This is a genomic window from Clostridium sp. UBA1652 (assembly GCF_002320975.1).
GTDB lineage: Bacteria > Bacillota > Clostridia > Clostridiales > Clostridiaceae > Clostridium_T > Clostridium_T intestinale.
In genome coordinates this window covers 18,490-36,397 of sequence record NZ_DCLI01000050.1, presented here as the reverse complement: position 1 = coordinate 36,397, position 17,908 = coordinate 18,490, and the positions used below count along the sequence as shown (strand labels likewise).

Here is a 17,908-nt window from a genome sequence, read left to right as displayed (position 1 = left end):
AATCCTATCTGCTGTTATTTTTAAAATTTATTATTGTTTCTATCTTGTTTTTTCTTTAATAATGAAGAGGTATCTAGAGCATCCTTTTTATCTTTCTCTTTACTTTTTTCCTTTTTAGGAATTGCTTTCTTTTTTGGTTCTGGGGGCAATTCCTTAGAAACCTCTTCTTTTATCTTAACTTCCTTCTTTCCCAAAGGTGTGTTTTTTGTTGATTTTTTACTTATAGACTTTTTTAAGAAATTAATATTTATATTAAAGTCTAGTCTTCTATAAGCTATTTCAAATAATAATAACAACATCGCTAATATTGATAATGGCAATGATAAATTTACTCCTCCCATTACCTTTTTAACTTCTCCTGTAAATACTTCTTTAGGAAGTTTTATAAATGTTCCTGATGTTTCCTCAACATATCTCTCCAATACACTACTATCTTCAACAATTTTGTATTCTATTGGATATTGAAGAGCTATTACTCCATTTTTAGTTGCATTTATTTTTCCATCAAGCTCTTCTCTAACACTTATAGAATAAAATCCAGTTTCATCTAAGTTAACAGTCTTTTCATATACTCCTGGCGCCTTAATCTCAAGTTCAAACTCTCCTTGAGTACCATCTTCTTTTGTATATATTCCTGTTACCTTACTACTATCAGGAAGCTCTTTAGTTTTATACTCAATTTTAGCTTCATTTCCACTTACAGCTATATTTAAGTTTCCGCCTTCAGAAGAATAATCTTCAAGGCTCCAGTTAAGAATATTATTCCAGAGCTTTTTGTATCCTTCCCAACTAGTATAATTCCCATCCCATTTGCCTGAAACGTCTGGAGTCCATGCTACAGTTCTTCCAAGTCCAAATTGCCATAAGGCTAAAATTGGATCATCTTCATCAGAATTGAGAATTACCGTTGCTTGCTCCTTCTGGGATGTTCCTATATACCCAAGAAGATTTGGAGCTGTATTATTATTAAATACTCCTTCTACAACCTCATGAGAGCTTACAAGTTTTGGAGTAAATTCTCTATTATTAACATATACCCTTGCTGCCATAAATATTTCCTTGGCAAATATTCTAGGTATATCTGTATAAATATCAGTATGGTAACTTCTTCCTTTACCTACCTCTGCTAATCTTTGAAGCAGATTTTTATCGGCATCTTCCCCAACAGATACAGTTGACAAAGTTATCTTGTTTTCTTCAAGTCCACTTAATATATCTGTATACTCTCTAAATCCGTCTTGCCCATCTGTTAATAATATAATATGTTTTATTTTCGCATCAGCTGTTTTTTCATATTCATAAGCTTCCTTTAATGCTGGATATATACTTGTTCCACCTTGTATTTGAATTCCACTTATCTTTTCTTTAACTTCTTCTTTATTAGATCCACTACCACCTTTAACTACCCACTCATATTTATCATCAAAGGCTATAACGTTTATTTCATCCCCTTCTCTAATAGTGTCAACAGCCTTTTGAGCTGCTTCTTTTGCAAGAGTAAGCTTAGAAACTTGACCATTTCCTCCACTCATACTACCAGAGTGATCTATGACAAGCGTTATACTCATCTTCGGGATTTCCTTTTTTCCTCTCATATCCATGTATACAGGAAGAACATTCTCTAGTGGAGTGTCCATGTAACCTCCTAATGCATAGGAATTCTCTCCACCTGTGGTTATAAAAGCTCCCCCATACTCCTTAACATATGTTTCTAGGGAGTTTTTAAATCCTTTAGGAATGTCGTCCACATGTGAGTTAACAGATATTATACCTTTATACTCTAACATCTCTTTTAAGTCACTTGGAGCTTCACTGGCTAACCCTCTATCATAACTATAACCTAAAGACGATAACATATTAACTAAATTATCAGCTTCTCCTTTAGTTCCTTCAGCTATAAATACTTTTTCTTTTGATACAACGTTAGTAAACCCTATATATTCATTGTTTTTAAGCTCCGTATCTTCCTCTGGTTGTATTACTACTCTATAATTTTTAAAACCACCTGTGGTTTGCACATCTTTAAATACAAAGCTATTGTTACCTTTTTGAAGATTTACTTCAGTTTCTCCTTTAAGATTTCTTCCAGCATATAAAAACACCTTAGATTTAGTTTGAATATTCGAGTATATGTTAACTCCTATAGAAAATTCATCACCCATAGTTATTTTCTCAGGAAGTTTTAAAGCATCTACATAAACCTCATTTTTTACTGCTTTTTCAACCTTAAATACTTTCATATCTATGTTTTGTTCTATTATTGATGGAACGGTCTTCTCTAGCTCTCCTAGGTTTTCTTCTCCATCAGTTATAAGAACAATTCTTTTTCCCTTATCTGCTGGGAAAAGGGAAAGGGAGGTATTTATTGCATTTTGAATATTAGTTGCAACAGCCTTTGGTTTTGACTCTATAGAGTTTATCCCTTTGCTATTTGAAATAAATTTTTCAACCTTAGCATCTTCTCCAAAAACAACTACTCCAGAATAATCTCTTGTTCCCATTTCCTTAAGTGCATCTTTTATAAAAGTTTCTCCACTATCTTTAAATTCTTCATTAGAATAAGATAAATCTAAAAGAAAAACTGTAGCGGTATCCTTTGTAATCTTACTTATTCTAATATTAACTAAAGATAATATTAAAAATAGTACAACTAAACATCTTGTTATAACAATTAAAAGTTTTCTATCCTTTGTCTCTCCTATGTTTTTACTAAAATATATAAGGAAAATCAGACACAAAGGTATTAATAAAAGATATAACGGTGCTAAAAACTCTATACTCATAATTAATTACCTCAGCTCCTTTTCCCATAGATATACCATTCTATCATAAGAATTATAATGGACAGAATAATAAGTATAGGTGTCAGATTTCTTCCACCTTTAATTTTAAATTCTTCTTTACCTTCAGATGTTACGCCCTCTTCCTTCATATCAGACTCTAGTTGAGAAGGGAAGTTTACAGCTAAAATTTCTTCTTTTTCCTCTTCCAAAACCTTTTGTTTTACCTTATATATCCCAGTATTTAATGTACCATCATAATTTTTCATAGGAAATCTTAGTGCCATTACTTTTTCCTCGTTGTCAGGAGTGTATATTCTTATATCCTCTCCGTTAATATTAGGGGTAAGCTCTACTTCTTCTCCGGCTATATAATCTCCCTTTTCTAATATTCCACTAAGACTCAAGTAATTAATCATATTATGAACCATAATAGGAAACTGAGGTTTTAATACTATATCACTGTCATTTAACTTAAATGGAAGTACTATTAATTTTCTTCCATCCTTTTCACCATAAAAGGCTGCTTCTTTTTCCCCTATGTTTAAAAAGCTTTTTAAATAACTTGCTTTTTGTATATCCTTAAAACTTCTTACCCCAAACTTAATATTTTTTATATTCTCCGTTATAGTGTTACTTTCTGTTACCTTACCTTCCCCACCTTCAACATCTTCTCCTACTGTAAACAAATCATTTGTAGGAGTATTTATAAATATTAAATTTCCTTTTGCAGGTAGTGAATCTGGAACAATTCCATCAAATATATAAATATCATATTCATCTTTTTCATTGTAATTATCTAAAGAATTAACTTTAAATACCTCTATTCCTTGGACAGTAGCTAATGCTTTTTCCATGAAAATATTTTTTTCTGAAAGCAATAATATCTTTTGACTTTTCTCTGTTCTAACCAATGAATAATATACATTGTCCTCCATGAGATCGTCTTTTTCTGATAGTTCTCCCTTAAATATAGATATATTCCTGTCAGCAACCTTAAATGAAACATTGACACTTTCTCCTGAAGATAAGTTTAAAGACTTTACTTCAAGAATTTTATCATCTCCATAAAGTGAGAAATCTCCCTCATAATTCTCTGCTCCCCTATTACTAATCCTAGCAACAACAGAAATATTGTCTTTTTCTAACTTATAGCTTACTAAATCAATTGACGTATTTTTCCCTTTCTTGGCTAAATTATATATACTCCCTTTAACATCCTCTAAAGAAAATTCTTTATCAGTTACGAATATAGCCTCACTACCTTCTCCTGAATTGCTTAGACTTCTTACTAAAGATAATGAATCTTCTATATTACCTGAGCTATCTGTAACTTTAAGATCATCTATTTTCTTTATAATTTCATTTTTATCTCTTCCATTTGAAAGTTCAACTTTACTTTCTTTTCCTGAGGTTATTATAGTGATATTTGCGCCTTCTTTAGTTGAATTAATAAGCTTTTTTATCTCTTCTCTTCCTTGTTCAAACTTTGTTAGCTCTCCTATTTTCCCTTTCATACTACCAGTAGTATCAAATACTAAAATTAGATTCCTAAATTCTCTACCTCCAAAAAGGGTTAGTGGCTCTAAAAAAGAAAATATTAAAAAAATTAATATTAAAATTTGCAAAAACATAAGAATATTTTTTCTTAGCTTTTCCCAAGGGGTTTTTGCTTTTACATCTCTAAATACTTCCCTCCAAAGAGCTAAGGAGGGAACATCTTCATTTTTTCTCTTCTGTTTTAGCATATATAATAAGATAACACCTGCTATACTTAGAGAAAATAACAATGGCCATAGTCTTACAAAGCTCATATTCTCCTCCTTATTTTCTATTAATTATTCCCCTAGAGGTAAATTCTTTGAATATTATTTTTTCTAAATTATCTTTAGTATTAGCCAAAATATAAGTAGCTCCATATTTTCTACTCAAGGTTTTTATATCCGTAATAAACTCATCAAGCTTATCTTTATATATTTCTATAGCTCTTCCATAGAGACTTATATCCATTTTATTATCTTCTTCTATATCATTTAGCTTTAAATCACCTCTTAAGGTTGGTTCAAGCTCCTCTTGACTCAATACCTGAACTAATATTATTTCCTGACCCTTATGTTTTAAAAAAATCAAAGTTTCTTTTAATTCCTCTAAATTATAAAAATCAGATAAAATTACACTAATGCCTTTCCCCTTGATAGGCAAAGTTTTAATATTTCTACCAAAATTAGTAGTCCCATTAAATTCTATAGCTTCTAAGTATTTAAGTATTCTGTTTATACCTGCTCTTCCTGAAATAGTTATACCTTCTTTATTTTCTTCACTATTAAAAGTGAATAATTTAACTCTATCATTTCCATTTAATACAATATGACTTATAGCTCCTGCTAGTCTTAAAGAAAAAGTCCCCTTATTAAGAGCACCAAAATGCATAGATTTACTTGTATCTATAAAAATATTAAATAAGGCTTCTCTCTCCTCCATAAATATCTTAAGATATAACTTATTAAACCTTCCATAAGCATTCCAATCCACTCTTCTAAAGTCATCACCTGGGCTATATTCTCTAAAATCAGAAAACTCTACACTAACTCCTTTTTCTTTTGACCTTCTTCCACCTGCATAGGCAGAATTAATAGGAGTTTTCATGATAATTTTTAGATTTTTAAGCTGATTAAAAAAATCTTTGTCAAAAATTTTCTCCTCCATAGCTATATGACCTTAATTTCTTCTATAATTTTATCTATTATATAATCTGGAGTTATACCTTCTGAAACCCCTTCAAAGTTAAGGAGTATCCTATGTCTTAAAATTGGATAAGCTACGTTTTTAATATCATCAAAACTTACATTATATCGCCCTTCCATCAAAGCCCTAACTCTAGATGCATTAAATATCCCTTGAGCTCCTCTTGGACTTGAACCTATAGCCACATATTTTTTAGTTATTTCTGGAGAATCTTCTAGCTCTGGATGAGTGGCAAGTACAAGCTTTAAGGCATACTCCTTAACCCCTTCTGCCATAGGTAAATCCTTAACTAAACTTCTTATATTTAATATATCTTCACCGGATATTATCTCAGTTAACTCCACTTTTTTGTTTGTTACTGTTATATCCATTATTTGCATAAGCTCATCAAGGTTTGGAAATTTCACTTGTAGTTTAAATAAAAATCTATCTAACTGTGCTTCAGGTAGAGGATAAGTACCCTCCATTTCTATAGGATTTTGAGTTGCTAAAACCATAAATGGCTCTGAAAGCTTATAGGTATTATTACCAACAGTTACTGTCCTCTCCTGCATAGCTTCTAATAGCGCAGACTGAGTTTTAGGAGTTGCTCTATTTATTTCATCTGCCAATAAAAGATTTGTAAAAACAGGTCCTTTTTCAAATTTGAATTTATTTACTCCTTCTTCATTAACTATGATATTTGTTCCAACAACATCTGCTGGCATCAAATCAGGAGTAAACTGTATTCTTGAGAAAGAAAGATTTAAAACTTTAGATAAAGTCTTAACTAACTGGGTTTTTCCAAGTCCAGGTACTCCTTCTAAAAGGATATTTCCGCCTGCAAATATCCCCATTAAAACTCCATCTATTATATCTTTTTGGCCAACTATTCCCTTACCTATTTCTCTTTTACATTCCTCTATTTTTTCTAATACACCTTTTATGTTATCTACGTCCATATTTACCCTCCACTACTGTAATTCTTTAAAATACTCTTTTATTATGTCTTTTAAATAATCAGGTATAGAATTTCCTTCTAATCCTTCTATTGCTTCCTTAGAATAATCCCCTATTATACTATCTAAGTTAACAGATCCACCTCTTTCATTAATTCCATTATTAGAATATCCTGTTTGAGAGTTTCCTGTTTGACCTTTTTCTCCAGTGAGATTTTCATCTCCTCCTTCATTTCTGCCTGGTATATATACCTGCTCTCCAGATTTATCCGATGAATCTCCCTGATTCCCATTTTTACTTCCATAATTCCATCCTTGGCCTGATCCTGAGCCCTGACCAGCTCCAGAACCACTTCCTGACCCTTGACCTGAGCCTGAACCGTTTCCTTGACCATTTCCCTGTCCGTTCCCACTACCTTCTCCTTCACCTTCTGAAGAACCATTAGATTCAGATAAGCTTCCATCCTGAGCATCTTTAATAGCTTTTGCAGTAGCCTTTTTGTTTTTATCACTTAGCTGTCCTTGTCTAGCTTCATTCGATAAATTTTCTAGTAACTCTTTCAAATCTTCATCAGATACTTCTGAACTAGCTTCACCTAAGGTATTAGAAATTTCTCCTCTTTCTAAATCCCCCATGTTCTTTAGTGCGTCGCTTAATTTGTTTAGTTCATTATCTATATCCTCTTGATTTTTACTTTCTAACGCCTTTGCAAGTTCTTTTGTATCTTTATTTTTACTTAAAGCTTCTTTTAATGCTTCTAAGTCTTTTTCATTATTCTTTTTTCGCTCTTCTTCTGCTTTAGGATTTAAAGAGTTTCTTATGGAGTCTAGACTTTTTTTAACCTCTTCATTTTTACTTTCCTTTTTTTCTTGAGATAATTTTTTATCTATTCTTTCCATAGTTTTTTTAAGCTCTTCCTTATTTTGAGCTTTAGCTATTTCCATCTTATTTTTTTCTAAAATCTCTTTAAGTTTTGTCTTTTCTTCTTCTGTTAGTTTTTTATTTTCTTCTACCTTCTTTTTTTCTTCTTCTATTTTTTTAGTTAATTCCTTTTGTTCTTTTTTTAAATTCCATAATTCCCTGCCTTGACTCTTTGCACTTGTAGGTAAAAATACACCTAAAGAAAATAAAGTTAACACAATTAATAGGTAGGTTATCATTTTTTTATTAACTTTTATAGGAAATATTTTTTTAATATCTAATTTTTTAAGTGCCTCTATTGTATCCTCTTTTTGAAGCCTAGCGTATCCCTCTTCTTGACCCATAAGTTCTAAAGAAGTAGTAACTCTTTCATTTAGCCCCTTTGAATCTAATATTAAAGCCTGCTTTTTTATATTAGGAAATGTAAAAAGGGCTATAACTAGCCCTCCTACTAAACCTGATGTCAGAAAAAATATACCTAAGAAGATACCTTCATAAAAAGGCGTAAAAAGGGCTAATAAAGTTAGAACTGCTCCTAAAAGAGCGCCTACAAAAATTCCAAGTAAAGTCTTATCAATAAGTATTTGTACTTTAATTCTTTTGCCTGCTTTTTTTATATACCCTAATATCTGCCTTTCTTTATCTTCCATTATTTTTTCTTTCTCCTTTTCTTTAATGGATTTAGCTTAACAGCCGCACCCCATAAAAGTAATATAGTTAACACAATTTCAACAGCTATATTATATATCCAAGCGTTTCCTATAGCTTTAAATTGGTTTAATCCATTTATTATACTTGTTGCTCCTATTCCTAACTGATTATAAACTACTGATCCATATCCAAGTCCAGGATTTAGATATAACCAAAAAGGTATATTAGGTTCAAATATTTGTCCTGCCATACTTGCAGCTCTTGATTTGATTGAATAATATAAAACAGTTATAATCAAGGTTCCTATAGCTAAAAATATCAATAATCCATAGGATGCTGCTGTGGAGGATTTTGTACTTTTTAGGACTGATGAAAAAAACAACCCAACACTACCACAGAATATAGCTGTCATTATATATAAAAGTATCATTTGAATTATATTTATTATACTAACTCCACCTAAAGATAGAGTTATTGCAAATACAGGTGTAGATGCAATTATAAGTAATACTACTTTGCTTAAAGATGCCAACAGTTTACCTAATATTATGGATAAAGGCGACATTTTAGTAGATAGTAATATATCTAATGTACCTCTTTCTCTTTCCCCACATATAGCTGAAGCTGTAAGTGTAGGACTAATCATCCCTATTAATATGAACTCTATTAAAGTAACTGTAAAATAAAGTCCTACAAGTCCACTTAAATTTCCCCTATATCTTACACTTGATAAAATGCCATCAAAAACTAGTATAAGTAACCCACTTAAAACACCAATTGAAATGGATAGAGTTAACGGAAACTTAATGCTTCTCATAGACAGCATTAGTTCTTTTCTCCACACAGGATTAATTTTCATTTTTTCTCTCCTCCTCCACTCATTTCAGTAATTTTCATAAATACTTCTTCTAAATTTCCACTACCTTGGGTAAATGAAACTACATCTATTTTCTTTTCAATTAACGTCCTTAATATACCATGTGATTCTTCTTCACTACCACTAAATCCAAATACCAATTCTTTTTCATTTAATATCGGTTTATCTAATCCTGGTATTTCTCCTAAAACTTTTAAAGCCTCTTCTACCTTAGTAAGTACTCTTACCTTTATTGGTCTTACATGATTCATATTAACCATTATTTCATCTACAGTTCCTTGAACTATTACCCTGCCTCTTTCTACAATTGCTAAATTAGTACATAACTCAGCTAATTCAGGTAGTATATGAGATGATATTAATATTGTTTTTCCCATATCTTTAAGATTTTTTAAAATATTTTTCATTTCAAAACGAGCTCTTGGGTCCATTCCTGAGGCTGGTTCATCTAATATTAATAAATCTGGATTATGAACAAGACACCTTGCTAAGCAAAGCCTTTGCTTCATTCCTCTAGAAAGACCATTTACATTTGAATCACTTTTATCACTTAAGTTAACTAATTCTAGTAAGTCATAACCAAGCTTTCTTCCTTTATCACCTAATATTCCATAAATAGAAGCATAAAACTCTAAATATTCTATTGCTGATAAATTATCATAAACTCCAAAGAAATCAGGCATATATCCAATCTTATCTTTTAATAACTTATTATTTTTTACTGCATCCACACCATCTAAAAAAACATCACCACTATCTGGGTATAAAAGTCCTGATATTATCTTCATGGTAGTTGTTTTTCCTGCTCCATTAGGTCCAACAAATCCAAATATCTCTCCTCTATTTATCTCCATACTAAGACCATTTAGCGCTTTAAATTTACCATATGATTTTTCTAAATCTTTAATTTCTAACATTATTTAGCCCTCCCCTTAACTGCTATTTGAGGTGTAGCTACTGGTCCATTATTAGCATTATTTATAGTTGCCTTAGTCATTATTTTACCATCTTTTGAATAAGAGTCTCCCTTTACTTCTACTTTTCCTAAATCTATATTAAGTTCCTCATAAGAATTAGTTTTATAATTATAAACTTCAAATTTACTTATCTTTTGAAGAGTTCCTCCATAATTATTATTTGAACTAGTATCTTGCATAAAATATATGGTTTCAACATTTAAATTTTTTTCCACAGTGTAGTCGAGATAAGCATCTCCATTTTCATAAATATACCCATTATAACTATCAAAACCACGTACAGTACTTTTAGAATTAAGTTCTGGAGAAATTAATCCAAATGGATATTCTATAACGCCATTATTCTCATAACTTAAATTTAGGGGAATAGCTACTAATGTCTTCTCTTTTTTGTCAACTTTAGCTACACCGATATTTAAGTTCTCAGCCATTACTCCATCAATATATCCAATTAGGTAGTTTTTTCCTATGGTTATAGTATTACCTCCATAGATTTTTAGATACTTATTAGTAAAGTATTCTAAATCTGAATATTTTATAGTGTTTCTTAATCTCTCTTCCATATCTTGTGGTGTTTGAGCTCCACTAAAATTATTAATTGCCGAATTAAAATCATTAAGATTCTTATAGCTAACCTTTACTTCAGATAAATTAATCGACTGACCCTTTTCTAAATCCCCTAAATCATAAATCCCAGAAGCAGTTAATAGATAGCTGCTTTCAAGTTCGAAATCTAAAGTATTTTTTAGGTTTCCTTCTATTTTTCCTTCTCTAAAGTAAATATTACTATCTATTTTACCTATTTTCTTATTTTCTCCTGCTAGCGAAAAATAAGCTGGTGAAAATGGAGACATACCATTATTTTTATATATTCTTTTGCCATCAATATAAGATACTTTTTGAGCTATATTTTTCTTAAATGAATCCTTATCTCCCTGTCCATACCATTGATTAATAAGTAAATTATCAAGTTTAGAATTTTCTGGTTCTTCAACAGATAAATCGCTTTTATAAGGAAACATAATTCCAACTACAGAGTTAAGTTTACCTTCCCCAGCATCATCTACTTGTATAAAGTTTTTTATGTTTATTATAGGATTTCTAAGTCTCGTAGTTCCTCCTACCAATGATATAATTACCGTAAATACTAGTCCCATAGCTGGAATAGCAATCCATAATGCACTGCTTTTTTTTAATTTCTTAAATACTATAAACATTATTGGCCCAACTATTAATGCATAAAGTATCAATAACCCAAAGATTACTTTTAAATTTGGTAACTTAATATCAACTACGTTACCAACCATTGTTTGAACTCTGCTATCTATATCACCATATTGGTAATTTGCCTCTAACATATCTGAACTTATTGAGTCTTCAAGAGCTTTAGTCATACTACTTTTACCTATTTGAGTTTTAAAGGGTTCTGAGCCTAAGGCATATGAAGAAACTACTATAGCTCCAGAGTTTTTAGTTTCTTTTTGAAAATATCCTTGATCATCAACAATTTTTTCCCCATTTTTTATAGTAAAAGGTAAAAGTTGATAACCATTTATAGTTTTTAGCGTATCTGTACTTACTCCTAGATAACCGTCCTTGAACATGGATAATGTCTTGTTACTATATACTCCAGTTCCTACAATAAGTAATTTTCCTTTTTCTACCCATTGCTTTATTGCTGTAATCTGTCCCTTAGATAATTTAGAAGTATCAAAGTTATCAATTACTATTACATCATAAATATCTAATATCTTAGAATTTTCCTTCAAAAATTCCACTGGAACCGCCATAACTGTAGTCTCAAAATTAATCCCACTAACTTTAGAAGCATTATTTTGACTCTGACTTAAACTTAATGAGTTCATATAGGACAGACTTTCGCTATCTTCAGATAAAGCTCCTACTATTAGCTTATTCTCTGAAATTCTTCTACTATTGCCTAATTGGAACTCTTGTTCATATATAACTTTATCCTTTTGATTTATTCTTACCACTATCTTATTTAGACTATCCCATACTGGAATACTTAAAACTAATGTCTTTTTATCACCAGAAGCAATACTAATTTCTTGAGAAATATCCATTCCTCTTCCATCTTGTATTGGGTAAATAACGTCTAGCTCTCCCTGTATGTCTTTCCCTAAACTTTCCACTTCTAAAGTTATAGGCATCTCTCTGTATGATTTATAAACACCGTCAACTCCAAATGTCGGTTTAACTGTTATTACTTCCTCTGCACCTTTTGCAGCCTTTACAGCTTTGTAAGGTAGTAACATCGAAAAGATAAATAGAAATATAAATAATATCGACACTTTTTTTCTCATTCTCTCACCTCTTAACAATTCCTGTAATTTAATTCTACTAGAGATTTCATACTTTTAGCGAAGAAATTTATTAAAACTTTCTTAAGATATTACTTTTTGGTAACTTTTTCACTAAAATTTGTTTATAACTACCTTATTTCTTTAATAAGGTCTAATTTTAACAACTCACTTTTGCTAAATCCTCCTTTAAAACATCTTATCTGCTTATATTTAATTCCATTAAGTTCAAAATCTAAAACATCAATTCTATCAGCCTTATATATTATTGGATCTACTTTTCCTATCAAAAAAACTTTCACTTCCATTTTTTCTCTCCTTAATTAATTTTTTCTGTATATTTACATCTAGGATAATTTGAACATCCTAAAAACTCACTATACGGTCCTTTTCTTACTAATAAATCTGCCCCACATTTAGGACACTCTCCACTTTTTATTAATTTTATAACATCTCCCCTATACCATAGCGTAACATTATTAACTTTTGCAAGATTAATTGCATTTTGACTATAATAGTTATTAGTAATAACCATTGCATCTGTTGCTTTATAATACTTCATTGATGCAACTACTTGTTGTACAGCTTCCACCCCAATTGTATTTTTCCATCTCTTAGCTTGAATTACAGTTTTAACTCCCCCTTTTTTAACTATTAAATCAGCTCCATAATCTCCTGTTATTGGTGTTAACATTGTTTTATAGCCCTTATTCTTAAAAACAACTTGTAAAAACTCTTCAAACTCCTCACCTGACATGTTATCTATCTTCTTAATGGTAGAATTCTTAAGATTATTTTCTCTTCTTTTCTTATATAGTACATAAATTCCACTAAATAATATAAACATAAGTATACTTATTAACTTATTTAAATTTATAAAAAAGGAATAAATCATAAATATGCAATATATTATAAATAGTGTTATTTTTAGTTTTTGGCTTTTGTTTAATCTCTTTTTCATTTTTACTCCTTTATTTATTTTATATCAGACTAATTATAAAATAAAATAGGTTAATATGAAACCCTAAAAGCAGTCTTTAGAAGCATTATTAAAAGATAATTGCTCTTTGAAATTTACCATTTATTATGTTACAATAATTAGTGTTATAAAATATACCATTTATTTAAGAGGAGGAATTTTTATGCCATCATTAAGAGGAACTGAAACAGCAAAAAATCTACTTGCTTCTTTTGCAGGTGAATCTCAAGCAAGAACAAGATACACTTATTATTCAAGTGTTGCTAAGAAACAAGGATACTTACAAGTAGCTGAAATATTCTTAGAAACTGCAGAGCAAGAAAAAGAACATGCTAAAAGATTCTATAAATTTTTAAAAGAAGAATTTAAGAATGAAGCTATAGAAATCACAGCTTCTTATCCAGTGGCCCTTTCTGACGAAACTATGGACAACCTTAAATATGCCGCTGAAGGTGAAAATGAAGAATGGACTGAACTTTATCCACAAGCTGCTGAAACAGCTAGAAAAGAAGGTTTCCCACAAATAGCTGCTGCTTTTGAAAATATAGCTAAGGTTGAAAGCTTCCATGAAAAAAGATATAAAAAATTATTAGAGAATATTGAAACTAATAAAGTTTTTGAAAGAGATGAAGTTGTTATCTGGAAATGTGGTAACTGTGGATTCTTATTTGAAGGAACTAAAGCTCCAGAAAAATGCCCAGCTTGCCTTCATGATAAAAAATACTTTAGATTATTAGATGAAAACTATTAAGAAATAATGAAACTGTCCAATAGGGTTTTAAATTCTCTTATTGGACAGTTTTTAATTAAGAGTTAAATTCGTCTAATCAAATATATTCTTAGAAAAATATCGTTCACCTCTATCAGGGAAAATAACAACTATATTTCCACTATCTATATCCTTACTTAAAGCAATAGCAGCTGCCATAGCTGCACCAGATGAAGAACCAACCACTATCCCCTCTCTTCTTGCAAGTTCTTTAACATAATAAAAAGCTTCCTCATCCTTAACCTTTTTTACTATATCTATATAGCTTAAGTCCATAGTCTTAGGTATAAAGTTATTCCCTATACCCTCTATTTTATAACAGCTTTCTATACCTCCACCAATAGTAGACCCATATGGATCACCAAGTACACCTTTTATCTTAGAATTCCGCTCTTTTAAATACTTTAAAACGCCTGTAATAGTTCCTCCACTTCCAGCACCTGCAACAATATAATCAATCTCCCCATCTAATTGCTCGTATATCTCTTTTCCTGTAGTTTCATAATGGGCCAAGGGATTAGCGTTATTTTCAAACTGCTTTAGTGATATACTATCTGGAATAGTTTTTAAAAGCTCCTCTGCCTTATCACAAGCCCCCATCATTCCCTTTTCTTTAGGTGTTATTATAAGTTCTGCTCCTAATGCCTTTAATAAAGTTTGCTTTTCTGTAGAAAATTTTTCAGGAATAACAAATATAACTCTATAACCTTTATTTAAACTTGCCAAGGCTATCCCTATCCCTGTATTACCTGCAGTTGCTTCTATTATAGTTGATCCTTTTTTTAAGTTACCTTGCCTTTCTGCTTTTTCTACCATATATAAGCCGATTCTATCTTTGCAACTTCCACCTGGATTTTGTCCTTCTAATTTTCCAAATATATTTATCCCACTTTTCACCTCAAAATTATTCAGCTTTATAATAGGGGTATTTCCAATTAACTCTCTAATTCCATTAGCATATTTCAAATTAATCCTCTCCTTTGCTAATAATTAAAGCTCTTCCTATTTCCTCTATCAAATCCTCCGAATTTTCTATTCCTACAGAAAGTCTCAGTAGTCTTTCATCAATGCCAATCCTATCCCTTAAATCCTTAGGCAGCGATGCGTGAGTCATTGTTGCTGGATGACATAAAAGGGACTCAACTCCTCCTAAACTTTCTCCAAAAGTTATTAGGTTTAATGAGTTTATAAACTTTTTAAAGTCACAACCTTCTTTTAATTTAAAGGAAATTATTCCACCAAACCCACTAGCCTGTTTCTTTTGAATTTCATGATTTAAGTGTTCTTTTAGTCCAGGATAATAAACTTTTTCAATTAGTTCATGATTATTTAAATACCTGGCTATCTTTTTAGCATTCTCCTCATGTTTTTCTAATCTTACGCTTAAGGTTTTAATTCCTCTTATTAACATATAAGAATCAAATGGAGATAATATAGCTCCAATAGCATTTTGTAAAAAACCTATTTTTTCACCTAACTCCTTATCTTTTACAACTGCAAGTCCAGCTACAATATCAGAATGTCCTGCCAAATACTTAGTAGCTGAATGAATTACTATATCTGCTCCTAGGTTTAATGGATTTTGAAAATATGGACTCATAAAGGTATTGTCAACTATAACTAAAATATTTTTCTTATGGGCCTCTTCTGAGATTTTTTCTATATCAGTTATTGATAATAATGGATTTGTGGGAGTCTCAATAAATATGCCTTTAACCGCTTCACTTAATTTAGAAAAATCAAGTTCATTAAAGTCCTCTATAATATCATAATTTAGGGTATAGTTAGAAAACACCTTACTTATTACCCTAAAAGTTCCTCCATACACATTATTATTTATAAGTATTTTATCTCCTGATTTAAAAAGATTTAAGATGGTTGATATAGCGGCCATACCAGAAGAAAATCCAAACCCTCTACTACCACCTTCTAAATCTGCAATTAATTTTTCTAAAGCTTCCCTTGTAGGGTTATTGGTTCTTGCATATTCATATCCCAAACTCACTCCAAACTCTGGTTGTTTAAAAGTTGATGATAGATATACAGGAACATTAACAGCTCCAGTAAATTTATCTATTGTCTCTCCCCCATGTATAACTAAAGAATCTTTTTTCATATGATTTCCTCCTATAAAATTAAAATTTATCTTGTGCCTCTTCTCTAGACACAGTCATTCATTAATAAAGAAATAAAAAAAGACCTCCTACCTTAAAGAGGCAGTAAGTCCACGATTCCACTCTTCTTAAACCTATCCAGTGATAAGTTTATCTCCATTTAAAGCACATTAATGCTCTAGTGCTATAACAGGCACTCCTGCTTTTGCTTACTAAAATTTCAGCTTAGAGTTCAAAGCTGCATTCCCTTAAATTTTACTAATAATTTCTTTCAGCCTAGGAAATCACTCTCTTATAGCTTCCTTTAAGATACTATTGCTTATCACAACCTTTATCAATATTATTATTACTACTCACTACATAGTATTCACTCCATCCATGTAGTGTTCGCTTTTATTGATATGGTGCTAGTATAGTTTTATGGACACATTTTAATAATTATTTATAATAAAGTTAAGAGAGGTGTGTTCAAGTGAGAAGAAAAACTTATACAGATGATTTTAAGAAGATGGTAATTGAAGTATACAATACTGGAAAACCAATTAAAGAGATATGTGAAGAATATGGCGTGTCAACAGCTACTCTGAATAACTGGACTAATAGTGTTCAAGTGAAAGAGAAAATCTCGAAAAAGCCTATTATAGCTAAAAAGAGTAAAGCTACTGAAGAAAAGAGTAAAGAAGACTCTAAAGAGTTCGCAAAATTAAAGAAAGAAAATGAACGAATTAAAATGGAACTTGAAATATTAAAAAAAGCTATCGCCATATTCTCAAAGGACCAAGAGATATAATTAAATTTATTGATGATAATCATGGAATTTATCCAGTAAGACTCATGTGTAAATTACTGAATATGCCTAAGAGTACTTACTACCAATCTCATCACCATACTCCGTCCCGGAGGGAATCGGAAAACATAATATTGAAAGAAAGAATACTACAAATTTATAATGAAAACAAATGTAGATATGGTGCTCCCAAAATACAAAAAACTCTTGAAAAGTCAGGTACTTATATAAGTATTAAACGAGTTCAGAGATTAAAGAAGGAGCTAAATATTCGTTCTATAGTAATTAAAAAATTTAGACCAACGAAATCTACTAAGAAAGTATTGGAAAGAGTAAACTTACTCAAACAGGACTTTAAAACTACCAAACTAAATGAAAAATGGGTAGGAGATATAACTTACATTCATACATTAAAGGACGGCTGGTGCTACTTAGCTTCTATTATGGACTTGTATACGAGAAAGATAGTTGGCTACTCATTTTCAAGAACTATGGATTCTTCTGTAGTAATAGCTGCTTTAGATAATGCATATAAAATCCAAAAGCCAACTGAATCGCTTATTTTCCACTCTGATCTTGGAGTTCAATACACAAGTACAGAGTTTATTAATAGACTAAAAAAATATGGAATAAAAGCTTCAAATAGCAGAAAAGCATGCCCTTATGATAACGCCTGTATAGAGTCTTTTCATTCTATTTTAAAGAAAGAACAAGTTAACAATGTTCAATATTATGATTATGAAAGTGCAAAGTTAGACTTATTTATTTTCATTGAGTCTTGGTATAACCGTAAAAGAATTCATAGTTCTATTGATTACATAACTCCGCAAATGAAAGAAGATCTTTTTAGAATGACAATTTGAGACTTAAAATGTGTCCAAGATATTGACCTAGGTCCAATAAAACCCTCCAAAGCTGCATAAACACTATATATAGTTATATAGTTATATAGAAATATAGAAATATAGAAAAGAATATATCTATATATATTCCTAAGAAATTGACTAGTCCAATAAAAAATAAAGCAAAACTAAAAATCTAGTAGTAG

General features: G+C 30.7%; 14 protein-coding genes. 2 read left to right on the top strand and 12 right to left on the bottom strand.

The window, feature by feature from the left end; translation table 11 throughout:
* Positions 1–20 precede the first annotated feature (20 nt).
* From B3N22_RS09560 to B3N22_RS09515, 10 genes are all read right to left on the bottom strand, one after another.
* Positions 21–2,783 carry a VWA domain-containing protein gene (locus B3N22_RS09560; RefSeq protein ID WP_286906611.1) on the bottom strand — a complete coding sequence of 921 codons (2,763 nt, stop codon included), beginning with the start codon at positions 2,781–2,783 and terminating at the stop codon, positions 21–23.
* Positions 2,784–2,794: 11 nt separating this feature from the next.
* The gene (locus B3N22_RS09555) at positions 2,795–4,594 is read right to left on the bottom strand and encodes a vWA domain-containing protein (protein WP_286906609.1); all 1,800 of its coding nucleotides are present in this window, start codon (positions 4,592–4,594) and stop codon (positions 2,795–2,797) included.
* Between the two features lie 10 nt (positions 4,595–4,604).
* Positions 4,605–5,486 (bottom strand): DUF58 domain-containing protein, encoded by an 882-nt coding sequence (locus B3N22_RS09550; protein WP_286906607.1) that lies wholly within the window; start codon positions 5,484–5,486, stop codon positions 4,605–4,607.
* A gap of 2 nt (positions 5,487–5,488) precedes the next feature.
* A complete protein-coding gene (locus B3N22_RS09545) occupies positions 5,489–6,466 on the bottom strand; it encodes an AAA family ATPase (RefSeq protein ID WP_286906605.1) in 978 nt (325 codons plus the stop codon).
* Positions 6,467–6,478: 12 nt separating this feature from the next.
* On the bottom strand, positions 6,479–8,035 hold the full coding sequence (locus B3N22_RS09540) for a pectinesterase (RefSeq protein ID WP_286906603.1): 1,557 nt from the start codon (positions 8,033–8,035) through the stop codon (positions 6,479–6,481).
* Positions 8,035–8,895 carry an ABC transporter permease gene (locus tag B3N22_RS09535; protein WP_286906601.1) on the bottom strand — a complete coding sequence of 287 codons (861 nt, stop codon included), beginning with the start codon at positions 8,893–8,895 and terminating at the stop codon, positions 8,035–8,037. The genes B3N22_RS09540 and B3N22_RS09535 overlap by 1 nt, the downstream gene beginning before the upstream one ends.
* The gene (locus B3N22_RS09530) at positions 8,892–9,830 is read right to left on the bottom strand and encodes an ABC transporter ATP-binding protein (protein ID WP_286906599.1); all 939 of its coding nucleotides are present in this window, start codon (positions 9,828–9,830) and stop codon (positions 8,892–8,894) included. Before B3N22_RS09530 ends, B3N22_RS09535 begins: the two co-directional genes overlap by 4 nt.
* Positions 9,830–12,214: a hypothetical protein gene (locus B3N22_RS09525; RefSeq protein ID WP_286906597.1), complete on the bottom strand. Its 2,385-nt coding sequence runs from the start codon at positions 12,212–12,214 to the stop codon at positions 9,830–9,832. The genes B3N22_RS09530 and B3N22_RS09525 overlap by 1 nt, the downstream gene beginning before the upstream one ends.
* 128 nt (positions 12,215–12,342) lie before the next feature.
* The gene (locus tag B3N22_RS09520; RefSeq protein ID WP_286906595.1) at positions 12,343–12,519 is read right to left on the bottom strand and encodes a hypothetical protein; all 177 of its coding nucleotides are present in this window, start codon (positions 12,517–12,519) and stop codon (positions 12,343–12,345) included.
* An 11-nt stretch (positions 12,520–12,530) separates the two neighbouring features.
* Positions 12,531–13,172, bottom strand: coding sequence for a restriction endonuclease (locus B3N22_RS09515; protein WP_286906593.1), 642 nt, complete (start codon positions 13,170–13,172; stop codon positions 12,531–12,533).
* A gap of 181 nt (positions 13,173–13,353) precedes the next feature.
* On the opposite strand from B3N22_RS09515, the gene rbr reads away from it, so the two are divergent.
* Positions 13,354–13,941 carry a rubrerythrin gene (gene rbr / locus B3N22_RS09510; RefSeq protein ID WP_286906591.1) on the top strand — a complete coding sequence of 196 codons (588 nt, stop codon included), beginning with the start codon at positions 13,354–13,356 and terminating at the stop codon, positions 13,939–13,941.
* Positions 13,942–14,013: 72 nt separating this feature from the next.
* Here rbr and B3N22_RS09505 read toward each other — a convergent pair whose 3' ends face one another.
* Entirely contained in the window at positions 14,014–14,925 is a 912-nt protein-coding gene (locus tag B3N22_RS09505) for a PLP-dependent cysteine synthase family protein (RefSeq protein ID WP_286906588.1), read from the bottom strand.
* Between the two features lies 1 nt (position 14,926).
* A complete protein-coding gene (locus B3N22_RS09500) occupies positions 14,927–16,075 on the bottom strand; it encodes a trans-sulfuration enzyme family protein (protein ID WP_286906587.1) in 1,149 nt (382 codons plus the stop codon).
* Positions 16,076–16,545: 470 nt separating this feature from the next.
* On the opposite strand from B3N22_RS09500, the gene B3N22_RS09495 reads away from it, so the two are divergent.
* A protein-coding gene (locus B3N22_RS09495; protein ID WP_286906586.1) for an IS3 family transposase occupies positions 16,546–17,723 on the top strand; the annotation gives its coding sequence in 2 pieces (ribosomal slippage) (positions 16,546–16,819 and positions 16,819–17,723; 1,179 coding nt in all).
* Positions 17,724–17,908 lie beyond the last annotated feature (185 nt).

Coding starts and splice junctions, on each gene's coding strand:
- B3N22_RS09535 (WP_286906601.1), bottom strand. CDS start 8,895: ATGAAAATTAATCCTGTGTGGAGAAAAGAACTAATGCTGTCTATGAGA.
- B3N22_RS09520 (WP_286906595.1), bottom strand. CDS start 12,519: ATGGAAGTGAAAGTTTTTTTGATAGGAAAAGTAGATCCAATAATATAT.
- rbr (WP_286906591.1), top strand. CDS start 13,354: ATGCCATCATTAAGAGGAACTGAAACAGCAAAAAATCTACTTGCTTCT.
- B3N22_RS09515 (WP_286906593.1), bottom strand. CDS start 13,172: ATGAAAAAGAGATTAAACAAAAGCCAAAAACTAAAAATAACACTATTT.
- B3N22_RS09550 (WP_286906607.1), bottom strand. CDS start 5,486: ATGGAGGAGAAAATTTTTGACAAAGATTTTTTTAATCAGCTTAAAAAT.
- B3N22_RS09540 (WP_286906603.1), bottom strand. CDS start 8,035: ATGGAAGATAAAGAAAGGCAGATATTAGGGTATATAAAAAAAGCAGGC.
- B3N22_RS09560 (WP_286906611.1), bottom strand. CDS start 2,783: ATGAGTATAGAGTTTTTAGCACCGTTATATCTTTTATTAATACCTTTG.
- B3N22_RS09525 (WP_286906597.1), bottom strand. CDS start 12,214: ATGAGAAAAAAAGTGTCGATATTATTTATATTTCTATTTATCTTTTCG.
- B3N22_RS09530 (WP_286906599.1), bottom strand. CDS start 9,830: ATGTTAGAAATTAAAGATTTAGAAAAATCATATGGTAAATTTAAAGCG.
- B3N22_RS09545 (WP_286906605.1), bottom strand. CDS start 6,466: ATGGACGTAGATAACATAAAAGGTGTATTAGAAAAAATAGAGGAATGT.
- B3N22_RS09500 (WP_286906587.1), bottom strand. CDS start 16,075: ATGAAAAAAGATTCTTTAGTTATACATGGGGGAGAGACAATAGATAAA.
- B3N22_RS09555 (WP_286906609.1), bottom strand. CDS start 4,594: ATGAGCTTTGTAAGACTATGGCCATTGTTATTTTCTCTAAGTATAGCA.